The sequence below is a fragment of the Flavobacterium luteolum genome (assembly GCF_027111275.1).
GTDB classification, from domain to species: Bacteria; Bacteroidota; Bacteroidia; order Flavobacteriales; family Flavobacteriaceae; genus Flavobacterium; species Flavobacterium luteolum.
This window is the reverse complement of the sequence record NZ_CP114286.1, coordinates 1,042,299-1,069,214: the sequence shown is the minus strand read 5'-3', so window position 1 is coordinate 1,069,214 and position 26,916 is coordinate 1,042,299. Positions and strand designations below refer to the sequence as shown.

General features: G+C 33.4%; 27 protein-coding genes and 1 tRNA gene. 16 read left to right on the top strand and 12 right to left on the bottom strand.

The features are described 5' to 3' along the window. Window positions 1-53 precede the first annotated feature (53 nt). Together OZP10_RS04260 and ribD are read right to left on the bottom strand one after the other, a co-directional pair. On the bottom strand, window positions 54-656 hold the full coding sequence (locus OZP10_RS04260) for an HAD family hydrolase (protein ID WP_281633667.1): 603 nt from the start codon (window positions 654-656) through the stop codon (window positions 54-56). Further along, window positions 649-1,695: a bifunctional diaminohydroxyphosphoribosylaminopyrimidine deaminase/5-amino-6-(5-phosphoribosylamino)uracil reductase RibD gene (gene ribD / locus OZP10_RS04255; RefSeq protein ID WP_281633666.1), complete on the bottom strand. Its 1,047-nt coding sequence runs from the start codon at window positions 1,693-1,695 to the stop codon at window positions 649-651. Before ribD ends, OZP10_RS04260 begins: the two co-directional genes overlap by 8 nt. A gap of 97 nt (window positions 1,696-1,792) precedes the next feature. Here ribD and OZP10_RS04250 point away from each other — a divergent pair, with 97 nt between their 5' ends. Continuing rightward, on the top strand, window positions 1,793-2,278 hold the full coding sequence (locus OZP10_RS04250; RefSeq protein ID WP_177212347.1) for a GNAT family N-acetyltransferase: 486 nt from the start codon (window positions 1,793-1,795) through the stop codon (window positions 2,276-2,278). A 77-nt stretch (window positions 2,279-2,355) separates the two neighbouring features. Beyond that, window positions 2,356-3,210, top strand: coding sequence for a peptide chain release factor N(5)-glutamine methyltransferase (gene prmC / locus OZP10_RS04245; protein WP_281633665.1), 855 nt, complete (start codon window positions 2,356-2,358; stop codon window positions 3,208-3,210). Window positions 3,211-3,278: 68 nt separating this feature from the next. Here prmC and OZP10_RS04240 read toward each other — a convergent pair whose 3' ends face one another. After that, the gene (locus tag OZP10_RS04240; protein ID WP_281633664.1) at window positions 3,279-4,523 is read right to left on the bottom strand and encodes an ABC transporter permease; all 1,245 of its coding nucleotides are present in this window, start codon (window positions 4,521-4,523) and stop codon (window positions 3,279-3,281) included. Window positions 4,524-4,762: 239 nt separating this feature from the next. On the opposite strand from OZP10_RS04240, the gene hisS reads away from it, so the two are divergent. The 12 genes from hisS to OZP10_RS04180 all read left to right on the top strand — a co-directional run bounded on the left by hisS (window position 4,763) and on the right by OZP10_RS04180 (window position 15,751). Further along, window positions 4,763-6,190 carry a histidine--tRNA ligase gene (gene hisS, locus OZP10_RS04235; protein ID WP_281633663.1) on the top strand — a complete coding sequence of 476 codons (1,428 nt, stop codon included), beginning with the start codon at window positions 4,763-4,765 and terminating at the stop codon, window positions 6,188-6,190. 120 nt (window positions 6,191-6,310) lie between these two features. Then, window positions 6,311-6,381 (top strand) — tRNA-Trp (locus tag OZP10_RS04230). A gap of 493 nt (window positions 6,382-6,874) precedes the next feature. Then, on the top strand, window positions 6,875-7,453 hold the full coding sequence (locus OZP10_RS04225; protein ID WP_177212351.1) for a nucleotide exchange factor GrpE: 579 nt from the start codon (window positions 6,875-6,877) through the stop codon (window positions 7,451-7,453). 75 nt (window positions 7,454-7,528) lie between these two features. Further along, window positions 7,529-8,635, top strand: coding sequence for a molecular chaperone DnaJ (gene dnaJ, locus OZP10_RS04220; protein WP_177212352.1), 1,107 nt, complete (start codon window positions 7,529-7,531; stop codon window positions 8,633-8,635). Window positions 8,636-8,795: 160 nt separating this feature from the next. Next, window positions 8,796-9,725, top strand: coding sequence for an ABC transporter ATP-binding protein (locus OZP10_RS04215; RefSeq protein WP_177212353.1), 930 nt, complete (start codon window positions 8,796-8,798; stop codon window positions 9,723-9,725). A 78-nt stretch (window positions 9,726-9,803) separates the two neighbouring features. Next, entirely contained in the window at window positions 9,804-11,120 is a 1,317-nt protein-coding gene (locus OZP10_RS04210; protein WP_281633662.1) for an ABC transporter permease, read from the top strand. Between the two features lie 110 nt (window positions 11,121-11,230). Continuing rightward, the gene (locus tag OZP10_RS04205; protein WP_281633661.1) at window positions 11,231-12,394 is read left to right on the top strand and encodes a sigma-54-dependent transcriptional regulator; all 1,164 of its coding nucleotides are present in this window, start codon (window positions 11,231-11,233) and stop codon (window positions 12,392-12,394) included. 101 nt (window positions 12,395-12,495) lie between these two features. Further along, window positions 12,496-13,155: a DEAD/DEAH box helicase gene (locus tag OZP10_RS04200; RefSeq protein ID WP_281633660.1), complete on the top strand. Its 660-nt coding sequence runs from the start codon at window positions 12,496-12,498 to the stop codon at window positions 13,153-13,155. Window positions 13,156-13,320: 165 nt separating this feature from the next. Continuing rightward, window positions 13,321-14,109 carry an alpha/beta hydrolase gene (locus tag OZP10_RS04195; RefSeq protein ID WP_281633659.1) on the top strand — a complete coding sequence of 263 codons (789 nt, stop codon included), beginning with the start codon at window positions 13,321-13,323 and terminating at the stop codon, window positions 14,107-14,109. A gap of 14 nt (window positions 14,110-14,123) precedes the next feature. Then, window positions 14,124-14,342 carry a putative signal transducing protein gene (locus tag OZP10_RS04190; protein WP_091133675.1) on the top strand — a complete coding sequence of 73 codons (219 nt, stop codon included), beginning with the start codon at window positions 14,124-14,126 and terminating at the stop codon, window positions 14,340-14,342. A gap of 68 nt (window positions 14,343-14,410) precedes the next feature. Further along, window positions 14,411-15,214, top strand: a complete 804-nt coding sequence (locus OZP10_RS04185) for a Cof-type HAD-IIB family hydrolase (protein ID WP_281633658.1) — start codon at window positions 14,411-14,413, stop codon at window positions 15,212-15,214. Window positions 15,215-15,220: 6 nt separating this feature from the next. Further along, entirely contained in the window at window positions 15,221-15,751 is a 531-nt protein-coding gene (locus tag OZP10_RS04180; RefSeq protein WP_281633657.1) for a GNAT family N-acetyltransferase, read from the top strand. Window positions 15,752-15,818: 67 nt separating this feature from the next. On the opposite strand, the gene OZP10_RS04175 is transcribed toward OZP10_RS04180, so the two are convergent. Further along, window positions 15,819-16,343 carry a hypothetical protein gene (locus tag OZP10_RS04175; RefSeq protein WP_281633656.1) on the bottom strand — a complete coding sequence of 175 codons (525 nt, stop codon included), beginning with the start codon at window positions 16,341-16,343 and terminating at the stop codon, window positions 15,819-15,821. 485 nt (window positions 16,344-16,828) lie between these two features. Between OZP10_RS04175 and mtaB the strand changes: the two genes are divergently transcribed. Continuing rightward, window positions 16,829-18,163 carry a tRNA (N(6)-L-threonylcarbamoyladenosine(37)-C(2))-methylthiotransferase MtaB gene (gene mtaB, locus OZP10_RS04170; RefSeq protein WP_281633655.1) on the top strand — a complete coding sequence of 445 codons (1,335 nt, stop codon included), beginning with the start codon at window positions 16,829-16,831 and terminating at the stop codon, window positions 18,161-18,163. Window positions 18,164-18,326: 163 nt separating this feature from the next. Here mtaB and OZP10_RS04165 read toward each other — a convergent pair whose 3' ends face one another. The 7 genes from OZP10_RS04165 to OZP10_RS04135 form a co-directional block, all read right to left on the bottom strand. Then, window positions 18,327-18,833 carry a hypothetical protein gene (locus tag OZP10_RS04165; protein WP_281633654.1) on the bottom strand — a complete coding sequence of 169 codons (507 nt, stop codon included), beginning with the start codon at window positions 18,831-18,833 and terminating at the stop codon, window positions 18,327-18,329. Between the two features lie 23 nt (window positions 18,834-18,856). Next, window positions 18,857-19,573, bottom strand: coding sequence for a 3-ketoacyl-ACP reductase (locus tag OZP10_RS04160; RefSeq protein ID WP_281633653.1), 717 nt, complete (start codon window positions 19,571-19,573; stop codon window positions 18,857-18,859). Window positions 19,574-19,687: 114 nt separating this feature from the next. Beyond that, a complete protein-coding gene (locus OZP10_RS04155; protein ID WP_281633652.1) occupies window positions 19,688-20,275 on the bottom strand; it encodes an LURP-one-related family protein in 588 nt (195 codons plus the stop codon). Window positions 20,276-20,327: 52 nt separating this feature from the next. Next, window positions 20,328-22,496: a YfbK domain-containing protein gene (locus OZP10_RS04150; RefSeq protein WP_281633651.1), complete on the bottom strand. Its 2,169-nt coding sequence runs from the start codon at window positions 22,494-22,496 to the stop codon at window positions 20,328-20,330. A gap of 70 nt (window positions 22,497-22,566) precedes the next feature. Next, entirely contained in the window at window positions 22,567-23,538 is a 972-nt protein-coding gene (locus OZP10_RS04145; protein WP_281633650.1) for a hypothetical protein, read from the bottom strand. Window positions 23,539-23,540: 2 nt separating this feature from the next. Beyond that, complete coding sequence (locus OZP10_RS04140; protein ID WP_111289274.1) at window positions 23,541-24,041, bottom strand: RNA polymerase sigma factor; 501 nt, start codon at window positions 24,039-24,041, stop codon at window positions 23,541-23,543. Between the two features lie 259 nt (window positions 24,042-24,300). Next, window positions 24,301-25,137 (bottom strand): DUF6929 family protein, encoded by an 837-nt coding sequence (locus OZP10_RS04135; protein ID WP_281633649.1) that lies wholly within the window; start codon window positions 25,135-25,137, stop codon window positions 24,301-24,303. Between the two features lie 93 nt (window positions 25,138-25,230). Here OZP10_RS04135 and OZP10_RS04130 point away from each other — a divergent pair, with 93 nt between their 5' ends. Continuing rightward, window positions 25,231-26,109 (top strand): PPK2 family polyphosphate kinase, encoded by an 879-nt coding sequence (locus tag OZP10_RS04130; RefSeq protein WP_281633648.1) that lies wholly within the window; start codon window positions 25,231-25,233, stop codon window positions 26,107-26,109. Window positions 26,110-26,273: 164 nt separating this feature from the next. On the opposite strand, the gene OZP10_RS04125 is transcribed toward OZP10_RS04130, so the two are convergent. Then, window positions 26,274-26,792, bottom strand: a complete 519-nt coding sequence (locus OZP10_RS04125) for a hypothetical protein (protein ID WP_177212372.1) — start codon at window positions 26,790-26,792, stop codon at window positions 26,274-26,276. Window positions 26,793-26,916: the final 124 nt, after the last annotated feature.

Below are 26,916 nucleotides of genomic sequence, written 5' to 3'. Positions count from 1 at the left end.
CTGTGAGAATCTTTTTAATCTGTGGCCAAATATTTTATACGAGAATAAATGCTTTACAATAATCCTTTGGTAAATAGGTCAACAACATCTTCTTTGCCAACTTGAAGATTCCATACTTTGATTCCTAAAGTTGCAGCGCTGTCGGTATTTTCTGTTTTATCGTCTACAAACAAAGTATTTTCTGCAATGAGATTATTTTGTTCAAGGACAAACTGATAAATTTTCGGATCTGGTTTTCTCATTCCGATATCAAAAGAAAAGTAAACTTTTTCAAAACAATTGTAAAAATCTTGGTAGAAAGAAACACCGCTCTTTTCTTCAAATGTGTTAATATGTATAGAATCGGTATTACTTAACAAAAACAAGCGATATTTTTTTGATAACTCCTGAAGAAATTCCAAACGATAAAAAGGAAAATCTGCCAAAACAGCATTCCATGCTTTTAAGATTTCTTCTTTTGAAGCATTGGGTAATTGTTTTTGAAAGCCACCAATAAAATCTTCTGGCGAAATAGATCCTGTTTCAAAAGAGAGATTTAATTGATCCAGTTCGTTGTTCCATTCCTTCATTCCTAATTTTTGTAAACCAGAAATTGTGGCAGGTTTATCTAAATTGATAAAAATGTCTCCAAAGTCAAAAATTATCGCATCAATCATAATTTCTAATTTGTATTAGTTCGTCGCTTAATATGTTGGTCTTTGTGGTATTTTTTCTTGTAATAATTGGCGCTTTTGTTCCATTTAGAAAATTCGTTTTCCCAACAAAAATTCTAGCTTCATCCCAAAGGTTTTCATCAATAAAAGCTTGGAGGGTTTGTCTTCCGCCTTCAATTATTATAGATTGAATTTGATTTTGATATAAAACATCCAATAGCTGAGAAATGATATTTTTGCTAAAATCAATTACTTCAAATTGAGTGTTTTCTTTTGATGGTTTTGATTCTTTAGAAAAAATAAAAGTTTTCACAGAATCATCAAAAATAAAACTGTTTTCATCAATTCTATTGTTTTGATCTATAACTACTCGAACTGGATTGTTTCCAGCCCAATCTCTAGCATTTAATTTTGGATTGTCATCAACAACGGTTTGTGTTCCAACTAAAATAGCTTGTTCTTCTGTTCGCCATTTGTGCACTAATTGTCTAGAATATTGATTGGTAATCCAGATAGGTTTTCGATCCTGGTTGCTGACTTTTTCAGGAGTCAGAAATCCATCTTGACTTTCTGCCCATTTTAGAATAATGTAAGGCCTCTTTTTTTGATGAAAAGTAAAAAAGCGTTTGTTCAGTTCGTTACATTCATCTTCTAAAACTCCAACAGTAACATTGGCTCCGGCTTCAATTAATTTCAAAATACCTTTTCCCGCCACTTTTTCATTTGGATCAACTGTGCCGACAACCACATTCGGAATTTGATTTGCGATAATCAAATCACAACATGGAGGTGTTTTTCCAAAATGACTGCAAGGCTCCAAGCTTACATAAATTGTAGCTTTTTTCAGCAGCGATTTATCTTTTACAGATCGCACTGCATTTACCTCTGCATGTGGCTCTCCGGCCTTTTTATGCCAGCCTTCACCGATAATTTTGTTTTCGTAAACGATTACGCTTCCGACCATTGGATTCGGATAAGTTGATCCAAGCCCATTTTGTGCCAGTTCAATACAGCGTTTTATATATTTTTCATGTATATTCACAGTGCAAAAGTAATTATTTTTGAGTTTATGACTAAGTTAAGAAACTATAGAAAAAGTATATTTACTTTTGTGTTTATAATGATTTAGAATAAAAAAAATGGTAAATTGGCTTATACGAGCAATTGAAAAAGAAGACAATCAGTCAGTTGCAAGTTTAATTAGATCAGTTTTCGACGAAATGGAAATACCAAAAGTCGGAACGGCTTACGAAGATCCATATTTGGATTTAATGTTTGAAGAGTATAGCAAAGTAAAATCAATGTATTTTGTGGTGGAAAGTGAGGGTGAAGTTGTAGGATGTGCAGGAATCGCGCCTTTAGAAAATGGAGATCCGAGAATCTGTGAATTGCAGAAAATGTATTTTTTGCCAAAAACTCGCGGTTTAGGAATTGGAGCCAAATTGATGGAAAAATGCTTAGAGCAAGCAAAAGCTTTTGGTTTTGAAAAATGTTACATCGAAACAATGCCATTTATGCATGCCGCACAAAAGCTGTACAGAAAGTCTGGTTTTGAATATTTAGAGGAACCATTAGGTTGTACTGGACACAATTCTTGTCCGGTTTGGATGCTGAAAGTATTGTAATTGTTGTAACAAATTTGGTTCAAGGAGACTTATTTAAAAGATCAGTTTTGGCTGGTGACATAATGTTCAAAAAAAAAATGAAAATTAAACAGTACCGCACTCAATTTATCAAAGAATTATCACCTTTTTACGATGCGTACGAAGCGGAGAGTTTTTTTTATTTAATTCTCGAAGAGAAACACAAACTTCGCCAGATTGATCTGGCATTAAATCACGAATTGACTTTTGAAGGAAACGATTTTATAATTTGGGATGAATTGTTAAAACAATTGAAGCAAGAAGTTCCAATCCAGTATTTGCTTGGAAAGACCAATTTTTATGGTTTGGATTTTGAAGTAAATGAAAATGTTTTAATTCCGAGACCAGAAACAGAGGAATTGGTCGAATGGATTATTAACGAAAATGCGAGTCCAGAAAAGTCAAAAAAAATACGAATACTAGATATCGGAACGGGTAGTGGCTGTATTGCTATTTCTTTGGCAAAAAACCTTCCAAATGCGGAAGTTGTTGCTATTGATGTTTCTAAAAAAGCAATCGAAACGGCCAAAAGAAATGCGGTAAAGAATAATGTTGAGGTAACTTTTGTGATGCTGGATATTTTAAAAGAAGAAGAATTAAGATGCCAGTTTGATATCATTGTTTCTAATCCGCCTTATGTTCGAAATTTGGAAAAAGTAGAAATCAAGAAAAATGTTTTGGACTACGAACCGCATTTGGCTCTTTTTGTTGAAGATAATGACGCTTTGATTTTCTACAGAAAAATTGCCTCATTGGCAAAAAAGGCACTTCTTGAGAAAGGAAAATTATATTTCGAAATCAATCAGTATCTAGGAAAAGAAATGATTGATTTATTAGAAAATATGAATTATAAAAATATTGAATTGCGAAAAGATATTTACGATAATGATCGCATGCTGAAAGGCAGTGTTTAAGTTTTCAGTCTCAGTTTTCGGTCTCAGTAATAACTGAAAACTGAGACTTAGACTGAAAACTATAGAAATTATTCATATCGCAAAGCCTCAATAGGATCTAGTTTTGATGCTTTAATGGCAGGGTATAGTCCAGAAACCAATGCTACGCAGAAACTAGTTGCAAAAGCGGCAAAAATCGCCATCCACGGAATCACAAACACAAAACTCATGGCTGTTGCAATAGCAAAACCAAGTAAGATTCCTAAAACGATTCCAACCAAACCTCCAATTTGTCCGATTAATAAAGTTTCGATAAAAAACTGAAAAGCAACAGTTGATCTTTTTGCTCCTAAAGCTTTACGGACACCAATTTCGCGGGTGCGTTCTGTAACCGAAACAATCATAATATTCATTAGGGCAATAGACGATCCTAAAATGGTAATAACAGATATAATCCAAGCAGCCCAGCCTAAATATTTTGTAATGCCTAAAATTCGGTTTATTAAATCGTCACTGCGTCCAATTCCGAAATTATTGTCACGAACAGGACTCAGTTTGCGAACTCTTCTCATGGTGCTTGTGGCATTGTCGACAGCTTCGTCTAAAAGTTCTTTTTTAGAAACCATCACACTGATCGTATAGTTGATATCTGGTGCAGAAAACAAAGATCTTGCAACCTGAATCGGAATCAAAACACGTAAGTCTTGACTATTTCCAAAAGTAGAGCCTTTTTCTTTTAGAACACCAATGACCTTAAATCTTGCTCCGCGAATCGAAATGATTTTATCTATCGGATTTACATCTTTTAAAAGCCCTTTTTCAAAATCTGAACCGACAACGCACGAATATGTGTTGTTGTCAATGTCAAACTGGTTAAAAGAACGGCCCAAAGTGGTTTCTAAGCCAGAATTGTTGATGAAATGTTCGTCAACGCCAACAACTGTAATTTCTGGATCTGTTTTAGTGTCTAAATATTTTACTTCAGCTTTTGAGGTTGCGGTAAAAGAAAGTGATGTTTCCGTAAAAGGATATTTGTATTTGTTTTTAAAAGCAACAGCTTCAGGGTATGAAATAATTGGATTGATTACTTCGCGCTCATTTCCGCCACGATTTCGAACCTTATTTTCATATTGATTAATGTTGAAAGTATTAGCTCCCATCGAAGCAAAATTGGTCGAAATTGTGTTTTCTAAAGCAGAAACTACGGTCAAGATGCCAACCAAAGCGGTAATACCAATAGCGATAATTAAAACGGTAAGAATAGTACGCAGAATTTGTGTTTTGATAGAACCAAAAGCAATTCGGATATTTTCTTTAAATAATTTTAGCATCATGACCAATTTGTCACGAAAATACGGTTTTTGTTACAAGTTTGTTTTCGAAGTGTTATTATTTATTTTAAAAAGTAAGATATTTGCAGACTTAAATTAAGTCGAAAGTTGGAAAGTCATAAAGTCGAAAGTCTAAAGTGCCAGCAATCAAAAAAAATATAAATAAATTAATTTTAAAGGTTTTTGAATTTAAGTTTCAAAAGAAATCTAAAATCTAAAATCAATAATCTAAAATAAAAAAGATGGCTTCAAAACCAAGTATACCAAAAGGAACAAGAGATTTTTCACCAGCTGAGGTGTCAAAACGTCAATATATTATTCAGACTATAAAAGCAAATTTCGAAAAATTTGGTTTTCAGCCAATCGAAACACCTTCGTTTGAAAATTCAGATACCTTAATGGGGAAATATGGAGAAGAAGGAGATCGTCTGATTTTTAAAATTTTAAATTCAGGTAATTTTTTCTACAATAAAAGTAAAATTGAGTTGCCAGAATCAATCGAAGAATTACAGCTGAATTCTGCTGAAAAAATAACTTTAGAGCAAAGAATTGAGTTAAATAAATTCACAGGAAAAATTTCTGAGAAAGCGTTGCGTTACGATTTGACCGTTCCGTTTGCAAGATATGTTGTGCAGCACCAAAGTGAAATTGAGTTTCCTTTTAAGAGATACCAAATTCAGCCAGTTTGGAGAGCTGATAATCCGCAAAAAGGACGTTTTAGAGAATTCTTTCAATGTGACGCCGATGTTGTTGGTTCAAAATCGCTGTGGCAGGAAGTTGAATTGGTTCAATTATATGATACTGTTTTTACTTCTTTGGGTTTAGAAGGGGTTACAATTAAAATCAATAACAGGAAAATCTTATCTGGAATTGCTGAGGTAATTGGTGCTTCAGATAAATTAATTGATTTTACAGTTGCTCTTGACAAATTAGACAAAATCGGAGAAGACGGCGTTAAAAAAGAAATGATCGAAAAAGGAATTTCTGAAGAAGCTTTGGTAAAAGTACAGCCACTTTTCAGTTTTTCAGGAACTTTTGCAGACAAAATTGCGCAGCTTTCGGACTTATTGTCTTCTTCTGAAGAAGGAATGAAAGGAGTTGAAGAATTAAAATTTATTTGCGACAATGTGGCTGATTTAGGTTTGTCAACCGCAACCTTAGATTTAGACGTGACATTAGCTCGTGGTTTAAATTATTATACTGGAGCTATTTTTGAAGTTGCAGCACCAAAAACGGTAGCTATGGGTTCTATCGGCGGTGGCGGAAGATACGACGATTTGACGGGTATTTTCGGTTTAAAAAATATGAGTGGTGTTGGAATCTCTTTTGGATTGGATAGAATTTATCTAGTTCTTGAAGAATTACAATTATTCCCAGAAACTGTTGCGGCGACTTCGAAAGCAATATTCTTGAATTTTGGAGACAAAGAAGCTTTGTATGCTTCAAAAGCAATTCAGAAATTAAGAAAAGAAAACATAAAAGTAGAGCTGTATCCAGATAATGTAAAAGTTGGAAAACAATTTCAATATGCAGATAAACGTTTAATTCCTTTTGCAGTATTGGTTGGAGATCAGGAAATTAATTCGAATTCATATACGCTTAAAAATTTAGTGACAGGAGAACAGGTTTCTGTAGACTTCGAAGGATTGAAAAAAGCTTTGCAGGCTTAACTGTTTGGGGTTAAGGTTTTTGTTTAAGTTTCCGCAGATTTAAAGGGATTTCTTTTAAAATCTCTTCGCAAAATAGTTGCCAGAGAAGAAAAAAAACTTTTAATTTGCCAACCTTAAGTTACGGGCGTAGTTCAAGGGTAGAATAGCGGTCTCCAAAACCGTTGATGGGGGTTCGAATCCCTCCGCCCGTGCAAAAAAAAGTTTTTTATCGAAAAGAACGCAAAGAGTCTTGTCTAAAAATACTTTAAAAAGCACAAAGTTCACAAAGCTATATTAATGCAAAGCTTTGCGAACTTTTTTTTTATAAAACTTAAGAGTAAAAAACTTAGCGTTCTTTGCGGTAAATTTTTTCGTTTTCAGCTTTTGTCATTAATACATTAAAGATGAAGAAAGCATAAAAAAAGCTTCGTCTCTGTAAGACGAAGCTTTTTTTTAATATAAGGTAAACTTGAATTAATAATTATTTAGAGGCCGAAGCCAACCCTTAAATTCAATTTTTGGTGGTAATAATTTATATTTATTGGTCTCAAAGATAAGATAAACTAAAACGTAATAGTCTTAAAATTATAATAAATTTTTCTAGCTTGCGAACGTTTTTTAAACGCCTCAAAATTAATAAAGTGACAATTTGACATTTTATAAGATTTGGCAGTACTTTTGCAATCCAACAGAAAGAAATAAAAAATGAAGTTTAAGAATATTTTTAAAAATAAAAGTAATATGACTACGGAAAATACAGAATTCGATCAGGAATTAGACGATGTAACGTTAGAGAACAATGCCAACGGAGAGCAGTTAATTGTTGAAGAATTAAGTGTTGAGGAGCAATTAGCTAAAGACTTGGCTCACGAAAAAGATAAGTTTTTGAGATTATTTGCTGAATTTGAAAATTACAAAAAAAGAACTTCAAAAGAGCGTCTTGAATTATTTAAAACGGCAAACCAAGAAGTTTTATTGGCTATGCTTCCAGTTTTAGATGATTTTGATAGAGCCGCTATAGAGATCAACAAATCTGAAGATGAAAACTTGAAAAAAGGCGTTGAGCTAATTCATGAAAAACTGAAAAGTACTTTAGTTTCTAAAGGCTTAGAGCAAGTTGAAATTCAGGCAGGAGATGCTTTCAACGCTGATATTGCAGAAGCAATTACCCAAATTCCAGCACCATCTGATAAATTAAAAGGGAAAGTTGTAGATGTAATTGAAAAAGGATACAAATTAGGAGAGAAAATTATTCGTTACCCTAAAGTTGTAGTTGGAAACTAAAAGCAATTAAGATTCTGAAATTCAATTTTTAAAGATTGGAGATTGGAGTTTTAGATTTAGAATTTAACCTAAATTATGAAAAAAGATTTTTACGAAATACTAGGCATTTCAAAAAATGCTGATGCTGCTGAAATTAAAAAAGCTTACAGAAAAAGTGCGCTTAAATACCACCCTGATAAAAACCCAGGCGACAAAGAGGCAGAAGAGAACTTCAAATTAGCGGCAGAAGCTTATGAAGTTTTAAGTGATCCGCAGAAAAAAGCGAAATACGATCAATACGGTCATCAAGCATTTGATGGTTCTGGCGGATTTGGCGGTCACGGAGGTATGAACATGGATGACATTTTCAGCCAATTTGGTGATATTTTTGGTGGCGGATTTGGAGGTTTCGGAGGCGGAGGCGGAGGTCCTCGCCGTGCGAAAGGAAGCAATCTTCGAATTAAAGTTAAACTGACTTTAGAAGAAATTGCAAATGGAGTTGAGAAAAAAGTAAAAGTAAAACGTAAAGTTCAGGCAAAAGGCGTTACTTATAAAACTTGCACCACTTGTAACGGGCAAGGTCAGGTAATGCGAGTAACCAATACCATTTTAGGAAGAATGCAATCTGCATCTACTTGTCCTACTTGTGGAGGTTCTGGCCAGATTTTAGATAAAAAACCTTCTGAGGCAGATGCTCAAGGAATGGTTCAGGAAGACGAAACAGTATCAATCAAAATTCCTGCTGGAGTTGTTGACGGTATGCAGTTAAAAGTTGCTAACAAAGGTAACGATGCGCCAGGAAACAGTATTCCGGGAGATTTAATTGTTGCGATTGAAGAAGTTGAGCACGAATTTTTGAAGCGTGAAGGAGAGAATGTTCACTTCGATTTATATATCAGTTTCCCTGAAGCAGTTTTAGGAGCTTCTAAAGATATCGAAGCAATCAACGGAAAAGTTCGCATTAAACTGGAAGAAGGAATCCAATCTGGAAAAATCTTAAGATTAAAAGGAAAAGGTATTCCAAGTTTAAATGGTTACGGAAGCGGAGATTTATTGGTTCACGTAAATGTTTGGACTCCAAAAACATTAAACAAAGAACAAAAACAATTCTTTGAAAATGCTTTAAATAACGAGCATTTTACTCCAAGTCCAGAAAAGTCTGAAAAATCATTTTTTGAAAAAGTAAAAGACATGTTCTCTTAATCTGAACTTTTTTTAAATGTTATAAATAATAAAAACCCATTCTAGCATAAAATAGAATGGGTTTTTTGCGTAATATGACACAGATTCGCTAGTAATTATTTACTTTTACAGTCGCTGAACCGTAATGGGTAAAGTGACGCAGTAAATCCTTAAAAATAACATGAGTAACTTACTTGAAGTACATAATGTCATAAAAAAATATGGCGACTATGTAGCACTTAACGAAGTTTCATTAAATGTGCCTAAAGGCAGTATATATGGACTTTTAGGTCCGAATGGAGCAGGAAAAACTTCCCTTATCAGAATCATAAACCAAATTACAATGCCTGACAGTGGTGAAGTAATTTTGGATGGAGAAAAATTACAGCCAAAACATGTGCAGACAATTGGTTATCTGCCAGAAGAACGTGGTTTGTACAGTTCAATGAAAGTAGGTGAGCAATGTCTTTATCTGGCTCAGATGAAAGGTCTTTCTAAAGCCGAAGCCAAAAAACAGTTAGACTATTGGTTTGATCGTTTGGGTATTCAGGGATGGTGGAATAAAAAGATTCAGGAACTTTCTAAAGGAATGGCGCAGAAAATTCAGTTTGTGGTTTGTGTTCTGCATAAACCAAAACTTTTAATTCTAGATGAGCCATTTTCAGGATTTGATCCTGTTAATGCTAATATTATTAAAGATGAAATTCTGGCATTAAAAGAACAAGGGTCTACCATTATTTTTTCGACGCACCGAATGGAAAGCGTAGAAGAACTATGTGAGAATATTGCCTTAATCCATAAATCAAATAAACTGATAGAAGGCAAAGTGGTTGATGTAAAACGTCAGTTTAGAACCAATAGTTTTGAGGTAGGAATTTTGACTAATAATGTTGAAGGTTTGATGTATGATATTACTCAAAAATTTACGGTTTCGCCTGCTAGTTTTAAATCTTTAAATGATGATTTAAAATTAAATATTCAGATTGGAAACGCAAGTCCAAACGAGTTATTGAATGTTTTAACACAGCGCGGACAAGTGACGCATTTCGTTGAAAAAATTCCAAGCATAAATGATATTTTTATCCAGACAGTTACAGAAAATAAAGTTTAGATTTCAGATTTTAGATTTCAGAAGTAATCCTGAAATTTGAAAATCTAAAGTCAACAATCTAAAATCTAAAATCAAGAAATGAGTATTATTTCATTAATTATAAAAAGAGAATTTATTGCTAAAGTCCGCAATAAATCTTTTGTTGTCATGACATTTTTGAGTCCGCTTTTATTTGTGGCTATTGCTGTTTTTATTGGCTATTTAAGTTCTATGAAAGCAGAAACAAAAAGAATTGCTATTCATGATGAAACTGGAATTTTTGTTTCAGATTTTTTAAGAGAAAATAAAAAAGGAGCCGAATTTAAATATATAAATCTGTCTGAAATTGAAGTGAATGCTTTAAAAGACAGTATTACAAAGGAGAATTTCAATGGATTAATTGTTATTCCGAAAACAAAAAACAGAAAAGATTTAGAAAGTAAAATCGAATTTATTTCTAATAATAGTCCGAGTATTTCTTTTATTGAAAATACTCAAGATATCATTGCTAGTAAAATCACGAAACTAAATCTGGAAGAAGAAAAACTGGATACTGTGGCGATTCAGAAAGCACAATCAAATGTCAATATTCATTTAGTTAAAGCTTCTGGAGAGGAAAGTTTAAAAGGTTTAAACGAAATTAAAATCGGAATTGGAGGTGCCTTTGGCTATTTAATTATGATGTTCATTATCATCTATGGAAACATGGTAATGCGAAGCGTAATCGAAGAAAAAACAAATCGAATTATCGAGATTATTATCTCATCTGTAAAGCCATTTCAGCTTATGATTGGAAAAATTGTCGGAACTTCACTAGCTGGAATCCTGCAATTTATAATTTGGGCTATAATTGGTTTAGGTTTGATGTTTGCGGCTTCGGCATTTTTTGGAGTAAATGTTGGACCGACAGCAAGAATTTCGCCAGAAATGATGCAAACGGCTCAACATCAATTTTCAGGTTCTGCGCAAATGTATATTGCAGAATTATGGAATCTGCCAATTGCAAGCATTATAATTGGTTTTGTAATTTATTTTATTGGAGGATATTTTCTGTACAGTTCATTTTATGCGGCAATTGGTGCTGCAGTAGACAATCAGACCGATTCTCAGCAGTTTTTATTGCCAATTTTAATGCCTCTGATTTTGAGTGTTTATATCGGATTTTTTACTGTAGTAAATGATCCTCACGGAACTGTTGCCGTTGTATTTTCGATGATTCCACTTACATCGCCAATAGTTATGTTAATGCGTATTCCGTTTGGTGTGCCGTGGTGGCAAATTGCAATTTCGGTATCATTATTGTTTGCTACATTCTTCCTTGTTGTCTGGTTCGCAGCCAAAATTTACCGAATAGGTATTTTAATGTACGGCAAAAAACCAACTTGGAAGGAATTGTATAAGTGGCTAAAATATTAATTTTTTAAAGGTGCTAAGATACTAAGGTGGTGAGATGCTAAGATTTTTTTAGCTTCTTAATAAATAACCTCAGAGCCTTAGTATCTTAGAACCTCAGAACCTTAAAAAAAATGAGTAAAATACTAATTGTCGAAGACGAAGCAGCGATCAGAAGAGTTTTGGTAAAGATATTATCAGAAGAAAATGATACCTATCAGGTTGATGAAGCCGAAGATGGAGTTGCTGGACTTGAAAAAATAAAAAACAACGATTACGATTTGGTTTTGTGTGATATCAAAATGCCAAAAATGGATGGTGTTGAGGTTTTAGAAGAAGTAAAAAAGATAAAACCAGAAATCCCGATGGTGATGATTTCGGGGCATGGCGACATGGAAACTGCAATTCAGACTATGCGTTTGGGGGCTTTTGATTACATTTCGAAACCGCCAGATTTGAATCGTTTGCTAAATACAGTTCGTAATGCTTTAGATAAAAAACAATTAGTAGTTGAAAATAAAATCCTAAAGAAAAAAGTCAGTAAAAATTACGAAATGATTGGTGACAGCGAATCAATCAATCATATCAAAGTAATGATTGATAAAGTGGCTCCAACGGAAGCCAGAGTTTTGATTACTGGACCAAACGGAACGGGAAAAGAATTAGTAGCGCATCAATTACACGAAAAAAGTGAGCGTGCTGGTTTTCCTTTAATCGAAGTAAACTGCGCGGCGATTCCAAGTGAGTTGATCGAAAGCGAATTATTCGGACACGTAAAAGGAGCTTTTACATCGGCAGTGAAAGATCGTGCCGGGAAATTCGAAGCAGCTGACAAAGGAACTATTTTTCTGGATGAAATTGGAGATATGAGCCTTTCGGCGCAAGCCAAAGTTTTGCGCGCGCTTCAAGAGAATATGATTACCAGAGTTGGTGCCGATAAAGATATAAAAGTCGATGTTCGTGTCGTTGCTGCAACCAATAAAGATTTAAAAACAGAAATTGCCGAAGGTCGTTTCCGTGAAGATTTATACCATCGTCTAGCTGTAATTTTGATAAAAGTGCCGCCATTGAATGAAAGACGTGACGATATTCCTGCTTTGATTTCGCATTTTGCAGAAAAAATTGCTTCAGAACAAGGAAACGCGGTAAAAACATTTTCGGCGCAAGCTATAAACTTATTACAGGAATATGATTGGACAGGAAATATTCGTGAACTTCGAAATGTGGTCGAGAGATTAATCATTTTGGGAGGAAACGAAATCTCTGAAACAGATGTGAAAATGTTCGCAAGCAAGTAAATGCTTCGCGCTTTAGGCTATAAGCTTTAGGCTTTAAGCTTTTATAGAAACTAAATAATTTTTGCTTATAGCATATAGCTTAAAGCTTAAAGCTCAAAAAAATGAAACTAAAAAAAATAAACGAGAAATTACAAGACGCCTTAATTGAAAATGGTTTAACAGAAGCTAATGCTTTGCAGCTGGAAACTTTTTCGACTATAAAAAGCGGTGCCGATTGTGTGATTATTTCTCCAAAAGGAAGTGGAAAAACAACAACAATTGTTTTAAATGTCATTCAGCAATTGGCTGGTAAAACGGAAGAATCTCCTCGCGCTTTAATCATTGTTGAAGACAAAGCGAAGGTTTTAGAAATGGTTGAGCTTTTTGAGAAATATGGAAAATACACCAATTTAGAAATTTATGGCGTAAACGAAAAAGGCGACATGGATTACGATAAAAATTACGTTTCTACTGGAATAGATGTTTTGATTGGAACACCGACCAAATTAAACGATATGTTTAGTACAGCAGGATATAACGTAAATCGTCTAAAAATGTTTATTCTAGATGATGCAGATCCAATTTTGAAATTACGTCATGATCCAAAAATTACACGTATTTCTAATAGTATTGCTAAAGTGCAGCGAATTATCTTTTCTGAAACTCTGACAGAGCGTATTGAAATTTTGGCAGATAAAATCATGGTTGAGCCTTATTTGTTTGATATGGACGAAGACGGAGAAGAGCTTGATGAAGACGAAGACGATATTGAAGAAGAATAGTTTACAATAAAGTTTTTAGTCCCGGTTTTCAGTCTCAGTAACTGAAAAGCGGGATTTTTTATTAATTATTTGTATTTTCAGTTTTCAATCTTGGTAAAGACTAAAAATGAAAACTGCGATTCAAAACTAATTTTAGATATGGAGGTTTTAAAAACGTTTAAATTTTTGGGAATTGTACTGTTGTGCTTTTTTCTGATTATTTATGTTTTGATGATATCCTATTTTTATTTTAATCAGGTTGATTTAGTTTTCTATCGTTCAAAATTGCCCAAAGACTATAAATTTGATTATCAGCAAAAATTTGAAGAAATCAATATTTCTTCTTTTGATGAATCTGTGTTGAATGGATTATTGTTTAAAGGTGAAAACTCAAAAGGACTTGTTTTTTATCTTCATGGAAATGCGGGAACACTTGAAACCTGGGGTAAAATTGCAAAAATATATACCTCATTAGGCTATGATATTTTTATTTTAGATTACAGAAGTTTCGGGAAAAGTGAAGGCGAAATTGAGAATGAAGAGCAATTGAGTAAAGATATTTCTATCGTGTATAAGAAAGTGGCTGAGAGATATCCTGAAGATAAAATTATTATTGCAGGATATTCAATTGGTTCTGGTTTCGCCACAAAATTGGCGTTAGAGAATAATCCGAAAGCTTTGATTCTTCAAGCGCCGTATTATAATTTTTTAGAATTATCTAGCTCTAGAGCGCCATTTTTTCCTGACTTTATGAAGAAATTTAGTTTAGAAACAAATCTTTATCTTCCAAAAATAAAAAGACCAATTTATATTTTTCACGGAACTAAAGATCAGTTAATTCCAATTGATAATTCAGCTAGACTTAAGAAGTTATTAAAAGCAAATGCCTACTTTTATCCGCTAAAAAATCAAGAACACATTGGGGTAAATGAAAATCAAGATTTTCAAAAACAATTAAAAAGAATATTAGAATAAAAAAATAAAACGCTATGGGATTAATGAAAGTATTTTCTGGAAGTGAAGTATTAGCAATTGCTTTGCAGGAAAGATTAGAAGAAGCTGGAGTAGAAACAGTAAAAAAAGATAATATTCAATCGGCTCGTTTAGGAGGTTTTGGCCAGACAGATTTGGCTGTTGAGGTTTTTATTCAGGAAACCGATTTTGCAAAAGCAAATCCAGTTATAGAAGAATTTAGAATGAGCCTTTAAAAAGTATTCAGTCACAGTCTTCAGTTATCAGCGTGAAACTGTGACTGAAAACTGCAAACTAAAAAAAAATGCAATACAAAATGTTAGTGCTCGACATGGATGATACCTTGTTGACAGACGATCACAGAATTTCAGATTTAAATAAAAAAGTAATTTTAGAAGCTCAGGCAAAAGGCGTTTATGTTGTTTTGGCTTCTGGAAGACCGACTTCTGCAATGACGGCTTATGCGAAAGAGCTTGAGATGGATTTAAACGATTCTTATATGATTTCGTTTAATGGAGCAATAATTAGCCGTGTTAAAGACGATTTGGTTTTGTTTGAACAGAAATTAACTGTAGAACAAATTCACGCGCTGTACGATTATAGTGTAAAGAAAAATGCGCATATTATCACGTATTTGGATGATGAGATTATCAGCGAAACAGATTCAGAATTTATTGAGGTCGAAAAAGAAATTACAGGAATGGCGCATCATAAAGTTTCAAGCTTTAAAGATTATGTAGACAGACCGGCAGTTAAATGTATTTTGTTGCAAGATCCAGCGTATTTAAAAACCTTAGAAAAAGATTTAAAGGAGGTAATGCCACATTTAAGTGTTTCGATGTCTAAACCATTTTTCTTAGAAGCGGCTCAGCAAGGCATTGATAAAGCGGCGAGCTTGAAACTTTTAGCTGAAAAGCTAGGAATTCATCAAAGTGAAATTATCGCAGTTGGAAACGCAGGAAATGACTTGACCATGATAGAATATGCTGGTTTAGGAGTTTGGGTTGATAATGTGACACCAGAATTGCGTGATAAAGCCGATTTAATCGTAGCTTCAAATAATGATGATGGTGTTGCTGAGGTAGTAACACGTTATATTTTAAACTAAACTAAAATGAAAAATCCAATTGAGACGGAACGTCTAATTTTACGGGAACTTGAACTTTCTGATGCTGAAGGAATGTTCGAATTGGATTCTAATCCGAATGTGCATTTATTTGTTGGAAATAGACCCGTAAAACATATTGAAGAAAGTATCGAATATATCAAGTTTGTTCAAAAACAATACAAAGATCTTGGAACAGGTCGATGGGCAGTTGTTTTAAAAGAAACAAATGAATTTATTGGCTGGTCTGGAATTAAATTTATTACAGACGAAATCAATAATCACAAAAACTTTTACGAGCTAGGATATCGTTTTATCGAAAAGCATTGGGGAAAAGGTTATGCAACCGAAGCAGGAAAAGCTTTTATTGATCATGCTTTTAATGAAATGAAAGTAGAAATGCTTTATGCTTACGCAGATGCAGGAAACGAAAACTCAAGAAAAATTTTAGAGAAATTAGGTTTTCATTTTGTGAATTCTTTCGAATATCAAGAAGAATTAGAAGTTTGGTACGAACTTAAAAATCCAAACTCAAACTAAGAAATGCATTCCAAATCTTTACATACTTAAAAGTCAGTAAAGATTTGGAAACAAATCAGAGTTATAATTATTTTTTAGCTACAGAAACAAAGTATTTATTTCCGTCACCCATAGTTAATTTTACACGCTCGTCGCAAAGATCGATTGCAAAATTTGCACTTTCGTAACAGCTGCAAGTTGTATTTTTGTCTTTAGACATTTCTGTTTTACAGTTGTTGTTTTTAAAACTTGCCAATTGTGGTGTGTATAAGCTAACCAAATCAGTAGAAGCAGTTACTAACGAAATAATACTTGCAGAATTGTTATTTGTAATTCTGTATACAATTCTATCTGTATAATTTACTTCGTTAACAGTTACTTTACGAATGTAGGTATAAGCTGTAGATCCTTCACCTGGTTCTTTTACTTCAAATTTAAAACCAACAGCACGAATAGCAACGTCAAATTGCTGCTGAGAGTTTAAGCTTGCCCAAGATGTTAATGTGCTAATAGAAGGAAATGGATTTGCATTTGCAGCTGGAGCATTAGTTTGCGCTTGCGAACTAAAAATGGTTAAGAACATCAAGCAGATTGTGGGTAAAAATGCTTTCATAAAGTGGTATTTGTTATTATAATTGTTGCCTACTCTCTTTGGTTTTCGGCTTTCCCATTTCATTTTGTAACACAAAACAACAACATAACGAGTAAAATTCAAAATTGTTATGACTGAATTATTATTAAATTAATTAAAGTTACTAAAATTCTCGAATATGAATTTATTGGCAACTTGATTCATCATAATGGTAAATGTAAGAAATTTTGAATTTAAAACAGAAAAAAACGTATTTAATCGATAAAATTTGCTTTTTGTCGATTGTTTTGTCGTTTTATTCTTATTTGAAAGCCAAAATCTGAAAAAATGTAGGCTTTTACTTTTTCTAAAATAAAATAAAAAGATTAGGTTTTTAATGTTTCTAAATTAACGTTAGCGCAAATTATTGATTGGAAGTCCATTAATTGCTTTCTTTTGATGAATATTGTTTGTAAATTTGCAGCCTTAAATTTTTTGACAACGATTTCATTAATTTAAGACAGATTATGGAAAATAGAAAAAAAGTTGCCTTTTATACGCTGGGTTGTAAACTGAATTTTTCAGAGACTTCTACAATTGCCAGAAATTTTAATGACGAAGGTTTTGACCGCGTTGATTTTGAAGAAATAGCAGATATTTATGTCATTAATACTTGCTCTGTAACAGAAAATGCAGATAAGCAGTTTAAGCAGGTAGTTAAGAAAGCAATGAAGCTGAACGAAAAAGCTTTTGTCGCCGCTGTTGGCTGTTATGCGCAATTAAAGCCAGAAGAATTAGCAGCTGTTGATGGTGTTGATTTGGTTTTGGGTGCAACAGAAAAATTCAAAATCACAGACTATATCCATGATTTAAGTAAAAACGATATGGGTGAAGTTCACTCATGTGAAATTGCCGAAGCCGATTTCTACGTAGGAAGTTATTCTATTGGAGATCGTACAAGAGCATTTTTAAAAGTTCAAGACGGTTGCGATTATAAATGCACGTATTGTACGATTCCGTTAGCTCGTGGAATTTCTAGAAGTGATGCTTTAGAAAATGTATTGAAAAATGCCAAAGAAATTTCGGCTCAAAATATCCGCGAAATTGTTTTAACAGGTGTAAATATTGGAGATTACGGAAAAGGGGAGTTCGGAAACAAAAAACATGAACATACTTTTCTAGATTTAGTTCAAGCTTTAGACAAAGTAGAGGGAATTGAGCGTTTGAGAATTTCGTCAATTGAACCAAACTTGTTGAAAAATGAAACAATCGAATTTGTTTCTAAAAGCCGAACTTTTGTACCGCATTTTCATATTCCATTGCAATCAGGAAGCAATGATATTTTAAAGTTAATGAAACGTCGCTATTTGCGCGAAGTTTATATTGATCGTGTAAACAAAATTCGCGAGGTAATGCCTCACGCTTGTATAGGTGTTGATGTTATTGTTGGTTTTCCTGGAGAAACAGATGAGCATTTCTTAGAAACTTATCATTTCTTAAATGATTTAGATATTTCGTATTTACACGTATTTACGTATTCAGAAAGAGATAATACAGAAGCGATAGATATGGAAGGAGTTGTTCCTTCAAATGTTAGAGCAAAACGCAGTAAAATGCTTCGTGGCTTATCGGTTAAAAAACGTCGTGCATTTTACGAAAGCCAGTTAGGAACAAACAGAACGGTTCTTTTTGAAAGCGAAAATAAAGAAGGATACATTCACGGATTTACAGAAAACTACGTGAAAGTAAAAACACCTTGGAATCCAGAATTGGTAAATACTTTGCAAGAAATCAATTTAACTAAAATAGACGAAGACGGAAGTGTACGTTTGGAGTTTTTGAATAAATTGGCGGAAGCTTAAAAAAGAAATAAACACAAAGTATTTGTCATTCCGAGGAACGAGGAATCACACTCGAAACTTGACAAAGATTGATAATTATAGCATACGGAATTACTAGTGTGATTCCTCGTTCCTCGGAATGACAAAAAAAGCCTCTTATTAGAGGCTTTCCTATTTTTATAAATCATTCATTTTCCTGAATAATCAATTTCAACGAATTAATATAATCAGTATCAAATTCTATAACTCGAATTTTTTCGGGATTAAAATCTAATTCTCCTCCAAACTGACCTTTTGTGTCTAGAAAATCAATTGTCAACTCTTCGTCATTCAATTTTATTAGTTTTCCTAAATAAGCAGATTTAGATGATTTTTTGGCGATTTGAAAAATGCCATATTTCTTTGAAACATAATTAATAATTGAAGCTAAATCTTTGATTGGGATAATATCATCAGAATTGATTTTTAAGCCTTTCAAACGAATTACTTTTTCTGTAAAGGCCAGATCATGATCTCTATTTACAGCTTCAATATTTTTATTTCTTAAAATAACAAAACCATCCAAAACAAAATCTACAGGATTATTACGAAGCAAAATCCAATCATCAGAGTAATCAATTAAAAATCCGCTGAAGATTTCTTTTTTATCCTGAAATTCTATTTCGACCAATTGTCTTAAATATTGTTCCATGTTTTTAGTATTGGAATTTAGTTTTAAGGATTAGTAGACCAAATGCTGCTGTTTTTAATAAATACTCTTCTATTTAATTTTAGCTGAGCAATAATTAAATCTGCCATATCTTCAGACTGCATTACTTTTTCTGGGTTTCCGTCAGTTAAATTTAGATCTTTTGCCATGTCGGTGGCAACTGTACTTGGCGTTAAAGCCGTAACACGAATATTGTGTTTTCTCATTTCCTGCATCAAAGAATCTGTTAAACCTAAAACAGCAAATTTTGAAGCACTGTAAGCGCTTGTTAGAGCGTTTCCGTTTAATCCAGCAGTAGATGAAATATTAATGATATCGCCAGTTTGTCTTTCGATCATGTTTGGAATTATCGCACGAGTTGTGTAATATGTTCCCATTAAATTTACCTGAATAATTCTTTCCCAAGCTTCTGGTTCCAATTCTAAGAATTTTCCAAAAGAAGCAATTCCAGCGCTATTAATCAAAATGTCGATACTTTTAAATTCTGCGATTGCTTTTTCAGCAGCAGCATTTATAGAATTAATATCAGAAACATCTGCAGACAAAGCCAAAGTTTTTACGCCAAGTTTAGCAGTTTCTGCAGCCAGCTCATCAATATCGTTTTGAGTTCTTGAAACCAAAATCAGGTTTACACCTTCCTTTGCCAAAGCAATTGCCACAGCTTTTCCTATTCCTTTTCCTGCGCCTGTAATAAAGGCGTTTTTATTTTTTAAGTCGGTCATGATTGTGTTTTTAGAAATGCAGAAAGCATCATTTTAAGTCTTACAAAAATAAGGTTTTGAAAACTAAAATGATGCTTTAAAAGGTATTCTTAATCTAAGTTTAACAACTTTTTGCTATTCTTTCAGTACCATATCAATACACATTACTGCTCCTAAAATTAACTGTCTCAACGGACTATCAGCAGCAATTGCATCTTCAATCTGAAGAACATAATTATCGGCACTTGTAAAAAACTCTTTTCCTAATCCTGCCCATTTTTTACTTACTTGAGCCAATTGTTTGTTTTCATGAGAGAATTTAAAATCCCAACCGGTCCATTTTCCTTGAAGCGTTGCGACTGGTTTTTCGTTTTTGTCCAAAATGTCAAATTTTCCTCCAATCGAAAAGAATTTTTGTTTGAAAGTTCCAACCAAACGATCTTTTTCGTCCAATACTTCAACAGTCGATCTAAAGATGGCAACACCTCTTCTTACCGTAATTAACTTTTCGCCAGATGCAGTTGTAATTTCAACATTAAATGGAGTTGCTCTTTTATAATCTGTAAATCGAAGAACTTTAGTGAAAAAACCAAGATTGTTTTCTCGGCAGTTCATGATGATTTGATTGTTTTCTGGATGATATATATCGTAATTGTTTGCGGCTTTGAACATTCCAATATGTTCTTTTACTAAAAATAGGTTTTGGCTTAAAATAGGATTCATACGTGTGTAAAAAAGTTTTAAAAATAAAGCCGCAAATGTAATAAAATATTTATTAATTATACTGTTTAGAAGTTTCCACCAGACGAATAAATTCAGCTTTATAACCTTCGCCATCATTAGAGTTTCCTTGCTTTGCCAGTTTTACAATTTCTTCAGAAGATTTGTCGGCAATTAATTTTGAATCTCTCAATTTTAATCCAAACCAAGCTACGGCAGAACTAAATTTCATATCGTCGCTCGCTTTATCCAAAGCCACCGATTTATTTTCTATTACCTGAATCATTTCGATGCTTTTATCTCCGTCAGGTTTTTTGTAACGGAATTTTATCGTTGCCAATTCATTACTATAATTTGCAGAGTTGGTTTCGGTTTTGGTGTATTTCAAATCATCTGCTTGAACAGTCAAATAATCGCTTTTTACACCCGCAGGAATAATTTCATATAAAGCTGTTACGGTATGATTGCTTCCTAATTCACCAGCATCAATTGCATCATTTTTAAAATCTTCAGGACGTAATTTTCTATTTTCATAACCAATTAAACGATACGCCTGAACTTGTTTTGGATTGAATTCAATCTGAATCTTCACATCTTTCGCAATAGCAAACATCGAACCCTTAAACTCTTTTCCTAAAAAACGATTTGCTTCCTGAATGTTGTCGATGTAAGCATAGTTTCCGTTTCCTTTATCGGCTAAGATTTCCATTTTACTGTCTTTATAATTTCCCATTCCGTAACCTAAACAAGTTAAGAAAACGCCTGTTTTTCTTTTTTCTTCAATTAGTTTTTCCATGTCAGAATTAGAAGAACTTCCAACGTTAAAATCTCCGTCGGTAGCTAGAATTACACGATTGTTTCCACCTTTAATGAAATTTTCAGTTGCCGTTTTATAAGCCAGTTCAATTCCTGCGCCACCGGCAGTGCTTCCTCCAGATTGTAATTTATCCAAAGCGTCGATAATCGTTTTTTTCTCATCTCCAGAAGTTGGCGGTAAAACCATTCCTGCAGCGCCCGCATAAACAACAATGGCAACTTTGTCTTTTACGCGTAATTCATTCACCAATATTTTTAAAGATTGTTTCAATAAAGGCAATTTGTTCATGTCGCTCATTGAACCCGAAACATCAATCAAGAAAACAAGGTTTGAAGCAGGTAAATCATTGGTTGGAATATTTTTTCCTTGTAAACCAATTTTTAAGATTTTATTGTTTTTATTCCAAGGTGAATCGCTCACTTCTGTATTGATAGAAAACGGATGTTCATTTTTTGGCTGTGGATAAGTATATTTAAAGAAATTCACCATTTCTTCTACACGAACTGCATCTTTTGGAACTTGTTGTCCGTTGTTTAAAAAACGTCTGATATTCGTATACGAAGCATTGTCAACATCTATAGAAAAGGTAGAAAGTGGCGCTGTTTTTGGACTTTCGAAAGCATTTTCTACAAAAGTGTCATAATCTTCCTGAGTTGGTTCAGCTGGAATTGGTATTATATTTAATTTTTTATCTAATTCCTTTTCTGAAAGATTTTTATAGATTTCATTTTTGGTTGAAATTACAACAACGCCATTTGACGCTTTGTTTCCATAAATTGAAGTTGCTGCTTGATCTTTTAAAACCGAAACATTATCAATATCATTCGGATTTATTTTTGCCATTTGATTGGCTTTTGCAGGAACTCCATCAATGATGTACAAAGGCTCATTTTTTGGAGAAACAGATTCATTTCCGCGAATAGTAACAGTTGGGCTTGGCATGGCAGAATACCCCATAGAATTTTGAACTTGAATTCCTGATACTTTTCCTTGCATAGCTACCGAAGCTGTTGCCATTTTTGCTTTTTTTCTTTCAGCACGCTCGTAACTACGATTGCTATATTCAGCATCGCTTGAACCGTAACCAACAACTACAACTTCTTGCAAACTTGACATTTCTGGAAACATTTTTATATTCATAATATTTGAATTTTGAACCTTTTGACTTTGGTTTTTGTATCCAATAAAAGTGAAAACCAACATGTCGCCAGTTTTGGCTTGAATACTGTATTGGCCATCAAAATTTGTATAAACATTAGTTTTTGAGGTCTGATTGAAAATAGTTACGCCTGGAAGCGGTTGTTTTGTTTCATCTGAAACGATTCCAGAAATAGTTCTTTCTTGTGCCATACTTACGAAACATATAAGCATAGCAATGGCTGATGAAATAAGTTTTAGACTTTTCATGATAATAAGTTTTAGAATTAATGTTTGAGTTTTGCTATGTCAAAGCTGCAGACTTTGACATAGCATTAGATTATTTTTTCGGAGCTGGTTTTCCGTTTTTAGTAGTAATTATAACAACTCCTTTTTTACCTTTTTCGCCATATTTTTCGGTTGCTTCAAGGTCTTGTAAAATTGTTATGGTTTTAATGTCTTGTTTGTCTAAAGGTGCATACGGACTTGTTGGATTTTTACCAAACAAATCATTTTCTGAATAGTAAATTCCGTCAATGATATACAAAGGTTCGTCAAGAACTACGAGCGAATCTAAATTTTCTGGCTGTAGATTCGGAAGCTCATTCTGAATCATTTTGTCTTTTTTGGTATCATCACTGTGTGCCAATGCATTTCCGTTTAAAACTACAAGAGGACTGCTTTTTTTTGCTTTTTGTGCTGACGCCGCAGAGTAAGCAACTCTTGCAGACTCTCTTTGAGAATAACCTGAATAATCCATATTTGGAGTTGCTTCTTTTTTTGCAGAAACATTATCTTCTTCATCAAAAGTTTCATTTAATAATATTGGAGCAGGCATCGTTGTTTCTTCCGCAATTTTTGGTGTAGAAGAAGAATGAAAAGATTCTGTTTGTGGAACTGCTATTTCTTGAACAGCAACTCGTTGCTTGTTTTTAGTTTGATTTTCTAAAATTTTAACCGCTTCTTCGCTTGAAACTATCCCAGAATCTGAAGATGGAGTTGCATCTTTTTGAATTAAAACAGGTTCTTGAGTTTGAGATTGCTCTATTTCTTTTTCTTCCAAAACTACTTTTGGTGTTTCTGTTACTGCTTCTTTATCAGAATGTAAAAATTGAAAACCTAAAGAAAACAATAATAGAAGAGAAGCCGCAACCGCTATTTTTTTCCATAATGCAATTGTTTTTTTATCTTCTTTTTTGTCCAGTTTTTCTTCTACTCGCGACCAGACTTTTTCCATTCCTGGAAAGTCTTGAAACTCGGCTTTTTGCGAAGCTTCTTTTATTTTATCGAATAATTTATCTTGATTGTCCATGACTATTTTGCTTTTTGATAATACAATTTATTAACCAGTTCTTTCAGTTTGGTCTTAGCGGCATTCAATTGTGATTTTGATGTGCCTTCAGAAATCTTTAGCATTTCGGCTATTTCTTTATGGGAGAAACCTTCAATAACAAAAAGGTTAAATACCGTTTTGCAGCCGTCTGGAATGTGGTTTAATAAATTAAGTAAATCTTCTTCTTCTAAAGTATTTAGTTCGTCAACAGAAGGCTGAGAAATCAGCTTTACGTCGTCGAGATACATATTAAAGTTGGTTGCTTTTCTGATGGTCGCCAGACAATGATTTACAGTTATTCTTCTAGCCCAAGCTTCAAAAGCATACGCTTCTTTTAACTGATCAAGTTTGGTGAAAATAGTAAAGAAAGAATCTGCCAAAGCTTCTTCTATCTCTTCCTCCTTTTTTAAATATCTTTTGCAAAGGCGGTACAACTTTGGCGCCATGTATTCGTACACCTGACGCTGGGCATCGCGATGCATTTTTTTACAATTTGCTATTTGAGTTTCGTTTATCACAATTGTTGTCTTTCTTGTATAGAGAGTAAAAAAGATAAAAAGGTTGGGACGGAGGTGAAAAAAAATCTTTTTTAAGGTTCAGAGTTGCAAAGCAACAAAGGTTCAATGGTTTTATTGTAGAGACGCACTGCAGTGCGTCTAACGTCAGAGAATCCATAATTTGACATTCTTTGCGTAGACGCACTGCAGTGCGCCTCTACGTCAATATTGTAATTGAATAGTTTTATTTAATCGGCAATGTCAATTTATAAATCTTAGTTTCTAAAAGTTCTGTGTCATTATCTTCACAAAGTAAAAACTCTATTTTATTGTTTTCTTTTTTGTAGAAAGTCAGGCCTTCAAATTTATTGGTTGCCGTAATTTTTTGAGTGAAATCTATTTTCATCGTTTTAACATCGATTCTTCCGATGAAACTTCCTAAGATTTCTCCGTCATCATAAGTCGATTTGGTATCTTCGGCAGTTGAAAGGAAATAGATTTTGTCATCGACCAAAATGGCATCGGTAAAACTGGAACGAACGCCTTTTAATTTTGGGAGTTTGTAATTGACAGAAATCAAGGCAAATTCTTCTCCGAGATTTTTGGCATGAATCGTAAAAATCGTGTTTTTGTTAGAAATGCCATTTCCTCGATTGAATAAATACCAGTTTTCACCATCAAAAATAGCGCCTTCTAGATTAAAATCTTCTGGTTTTATTTCTCCGAAATTCTGCATTACAGCATACAAATCGACTAAATTGTTCTTTTGTAAAACGGTTTTTGATTTCATATCAAACTCAATCATTTTGTTTCGGTTTTCGGTAGAACCAGAACCAAAAACATAAAGCGTATCATTATGATGTGTAAGCGATTCAAAATCGGGTTTTAAGTTTTTCGGAATATTTTGTGTAGGATTGTCGATCAAAGCATGCTGATTCAATTGCTGATTCTGCATATTGTATTCGTATAAGAATCCGCTGTTATCGCCAATTACATAAAGCGCGTCATTGTTATAAAATAAACCTGATGCCGAACCGATTCCGATGATTTGAAATAATATTTCTAATGTGAATTTTTCCATGAAATGTTGTTTTTTATTGCAATGAATAGCAGTTCCGATAGCTATCGGAATTCGTAAAATTACTATATTTATAAGACAAAAAATGAAAAAGATATGAAATCAATAGACCCGAAAGATTTTAAAGTTGTAGATAAAATAAAGCTCAAAGAAATTCCGACTGTTTTGAATATCAAAGCCGATGACGATGAAAAAGAAGAAAAATTAGATAAGGTTCAAGCTAAATTGAGCGATTTGCAAGACGTAATGTATGCGCACAATAAATACAGCGTTTTGATTTGTCTTCAAGGAATGGATACTTCGGGAAAGGACAGTTTGATTCGAGAAGTTTTTAAAGAATTTAATCCGCGTGGGGTAGTAGTGCATAGTTTCAAAACTCCAACTTCTACAGAGCTGGAGCATGATTTTTTATGGCGCCATTATATCGCTTTGCCAGAAAAAGGAAAGTTTGCTATTTTTAATAGAACACATTACGAAAATGTTTTGGTCACAAGAGTACATCCTGAATATGTTCTGGCTGAAAATCTTCCAGACATTAATTCTGTCGATGATATTACACCTGAATTTTGGAAAAACAGAATCGAACAGATTAACAATTTTGAAAAACATATTTGCCAAAACGGAACAATAGTAATGAAATTCTATCTTCACTTGAGCAAAGAAGAACAGCGTCAGCGTTTGTTGCGCCGTTTGGAAGAAGAAAAACACAATTGGAAATTTTCGCCAGGTGATTTGAAAGAACGTGGCTATTGGGACGAGTATATGAAGTATTATGAAGAAGCCATCAATAAAACTTCTACACCTCATGCGCCATGGTATATTGTTCCTGCCGATGACAAAGAAATGTCTCGTTATATTGTAGCCAAAATTATCTGGGAAGAAATGAAAAAACATACGGATATTAAAGAACCAGAGCTGGATGAGAAAACAGCAGTAAATATTGAATTGTATAAGAAAGAATTAGGAGAGAAGTAATTGGGCAATTGAGATAATAAGTCAATTAGATAATTTTTGACCCCTATAAGTTTAAAAAACTGTCGGGGTTATTTTATATCCCATTGGTAAAAAATAAAAAACCCGACAGACTTGGAGACTGTCGGGTTTTTACCAAAAACAAAATAATAAATTAAACCTATTTTTTATAGTTTAAAACCATAAGCAACACGCAATGCTACCTGATTGGTTCTAAAATCATGATAATCTTCATAACGAACGCTTAAGTCGATAAATTTGTTAGCATACCCAATCCCTGGAGCCCATAAAAAAGTTGTCTTATCGTAACCGTTTGTTACAGCAAAACCGGCACCAACTTCACCTAATACATAAAATTGATCTTTTAAAACAAAAGCTTTAAAACCTGCTTTAGCTGGAATAAATCCAAGATCTTTTACGTTATTTCCAAGATCGTCTTTTCCCATAAATAGATTCGTAAAACCTGTTGTTAAGGTCAAAGATGTTTTTTTGGAAAGATCATACTGTAAACGAACATCTCCCCCAAGAGACCAGTCATAATCATTGTCGGTTGGCAATCCTCCATTTAAACCAAAACCTAATCTAAAACCTTGGTCGTAATTTGTTGCTTCTGTCTCTTGAGCAAATGTGTTGTTGGCAAATAAAAATGTGAAAGCAGCTAGGCATAACATCTGTAATTTTTTCATGGCTTATATTTTTGAAATTTCTATAATGTAAAATTATATTGGAGGCGTTTGGAGTTTGTTATACAATTTTCAGGTTTCGTTACATAATATTGAGGTGAGCTTATTTTTGTCTTAAAATTGGCAT

Excerpts from the sequence above, each read along its gene's own strand:
- OZP10_RS04180 (WP_281633657.1), top strand. The coding sequence starts at position 15,221 with ATGAAAAATCCAATTGAGACGGAACGTCTAATTTTACGGGAACTTGAA.
- OZP10_RS04160 (WP_281633653.1), bottom strand. The coding sequence starts at position 19,573 with ATGACCGACTTAAAAAATAAAAACGCCTTTATTACAGGCGCAGGAAAA.
- OZP10_RS04215 (WP_177212353.1), top strand. The coding sequence starts at position 8,796 with ATGAGTAACTTACTTGAAGTACATAATGTCATAAAAAAATATGGCGAC.
- OZP10_RS04125 (WP_177212372.1), bottom strand. The coding sequence starts at position 26,792 with ATGAAAAAATTACAGATGTTATGCCTAGCTGCTTTCACATTTTTATTT.
- dnaJ (WP_177212352.1), top strand. The coding sequence starts at position 7,529 with ATGAAAAAAGATTTTTACGAAATACTAGGCATTTCAAAAAATGCTGAT.
- OZP10_RS04165 (WP_281633654.1), bottom strand. The coding sequence starts at position 18,833 with ATGGAACAATATTTAAGACAATTGGTCGAAATAGAATTTCAGGATAAA.
- OZP10_RS04175 (WP_281633656.1), bottom strand. The coding sequence starts at position 16,343 with ATGAAAGCATTTTTACCCACAATCTGCTTGATGTTCTTAACCATTTTT.
- OZP10_RS04205 (WP_281633661.1), top strand. The coding sequence starts at position 11,231 with ATGAGTAAAATACTAATTGTCGAAGACGAAGCAGCGATCAGAAGAGTT.
- OZP10_RS04150 (WP_281633651.1), bottom strand. The coding sequence starts at position 22,496 with ATGAAAAGTCTAAAACTTATTTCATCAGCCATTGCTATGCTTATATGT.
- hisS (WP_281633663.1), top strand. The coding sequence starts at position 4,763 with ATGGCTTCAAAACCAAGTATACCAAAAGGAACAAGAGATTTTTCACCA.
- OZP10_RS04145 (WP_281633650.1), bottom strand. The coding sequence starts at position 23,538 with ATGGACAATCAAGATAAATTATTCGATAAAATAAAAGAAGCTTCGCAA.
- OZP10_RS04155 (WP_281633652.1), bottom strand. The coding sequence starts at position 20,275 with ATGAATCCTATTTTAAGCCAAAACCTATTTTTAGTAAAAGAACATATT.
- prmC (WP_281633665.1), top strand. The coding sequence starts at position 2,356 with ATGAAAATTAAACAGTACCGCACTCAATTTATCAAAGAATTATCACCT.
- OZP10_RS04260 (WP_281633667.1), bottom strand. The coding sequence starts at position 656 with ATGATTGATGCGATAATTTTTGACTTTGGAGACATTTTTATCAATTTA.
- OZP10_RS04135 (WP_281633649.1), bottom strand. The coding sequence starts at position 25,137 with ATGGAAAAATTCACATTAGAAATATTATTTCAAATCATCGGAATCGGT.
- OZP10_RS04190 (WP_091133675.1), top strand. The coding sequence starts at position 14,124 with ATGGGATTAATGAAAGTATTTTCTGGAAGTGAAGTATTAGCAATTGCT.
- OZP10_RS04210 (WP_281633662.1), top strand. The coding sequence starts at position 9,804 with ATGAGTATTATTTCATTAATTATAAAAAGAGAATTTATTGCTAAAGTC.
- OZP10_RS04225 (WP_177212351.1), top strand. The coding sequence starts at position 6,875 with ATGAAGTTTAAGAATATTTTTAAAAATAAAAGTAATATGACTACGGAA.
- OZP10_RS04140 (WP_111289274.1), bottom strand. The coding sequence starts at position 24,041 with ATGCATCGCGATGCCCAGCGTCAGGTGTACGAATACATGGCGCCAAAG.
- OZP10_RS04240 (WP_281633664.1), bottom strand. The coding sequence starts at position 4,523 with ATGATGCTAAAATTATTTAAAGAAAATATCCGAATTGCTTTTGGTTCT.
- OZP10_RS04200 (WP_281633660.1), top strand. The coding sequence starts at position 12,496 with ATGAAACTAAAAAAAATAAACGAGAAATTACAAGACGCCTTAATTGAA.
- OZP10_RS04130 (WP_281633648.1), top strand. The coding sequence starts at position 25,231 with ATGAAATCAATAGACCCGAAAGATTTTAAAGTTGTAGATAAAATAAAG.
- mtaB (WP_281633655.1), top strand. The coding sequence starts at position 16,829 with ATGGAAAATAGAAAAAAAGTTGCCTTTTATACGCTGGGTTGTAAACTG.
- OZP10_RS04185 (WP_281633658.1), top strand. The coding sequence starts at position 14,411 with ATGCAATACAAAATGTTAGTGCTCGACATGGATGATACCTTGTTGACA.
- OZP10_RS04250 (WP_177212347.1), top strand. The coding sequence starts at position 1,793 with ATGGTAAATTGGCTTATACGAGCAATTGAAAAAGAAGACAATCAGTCA.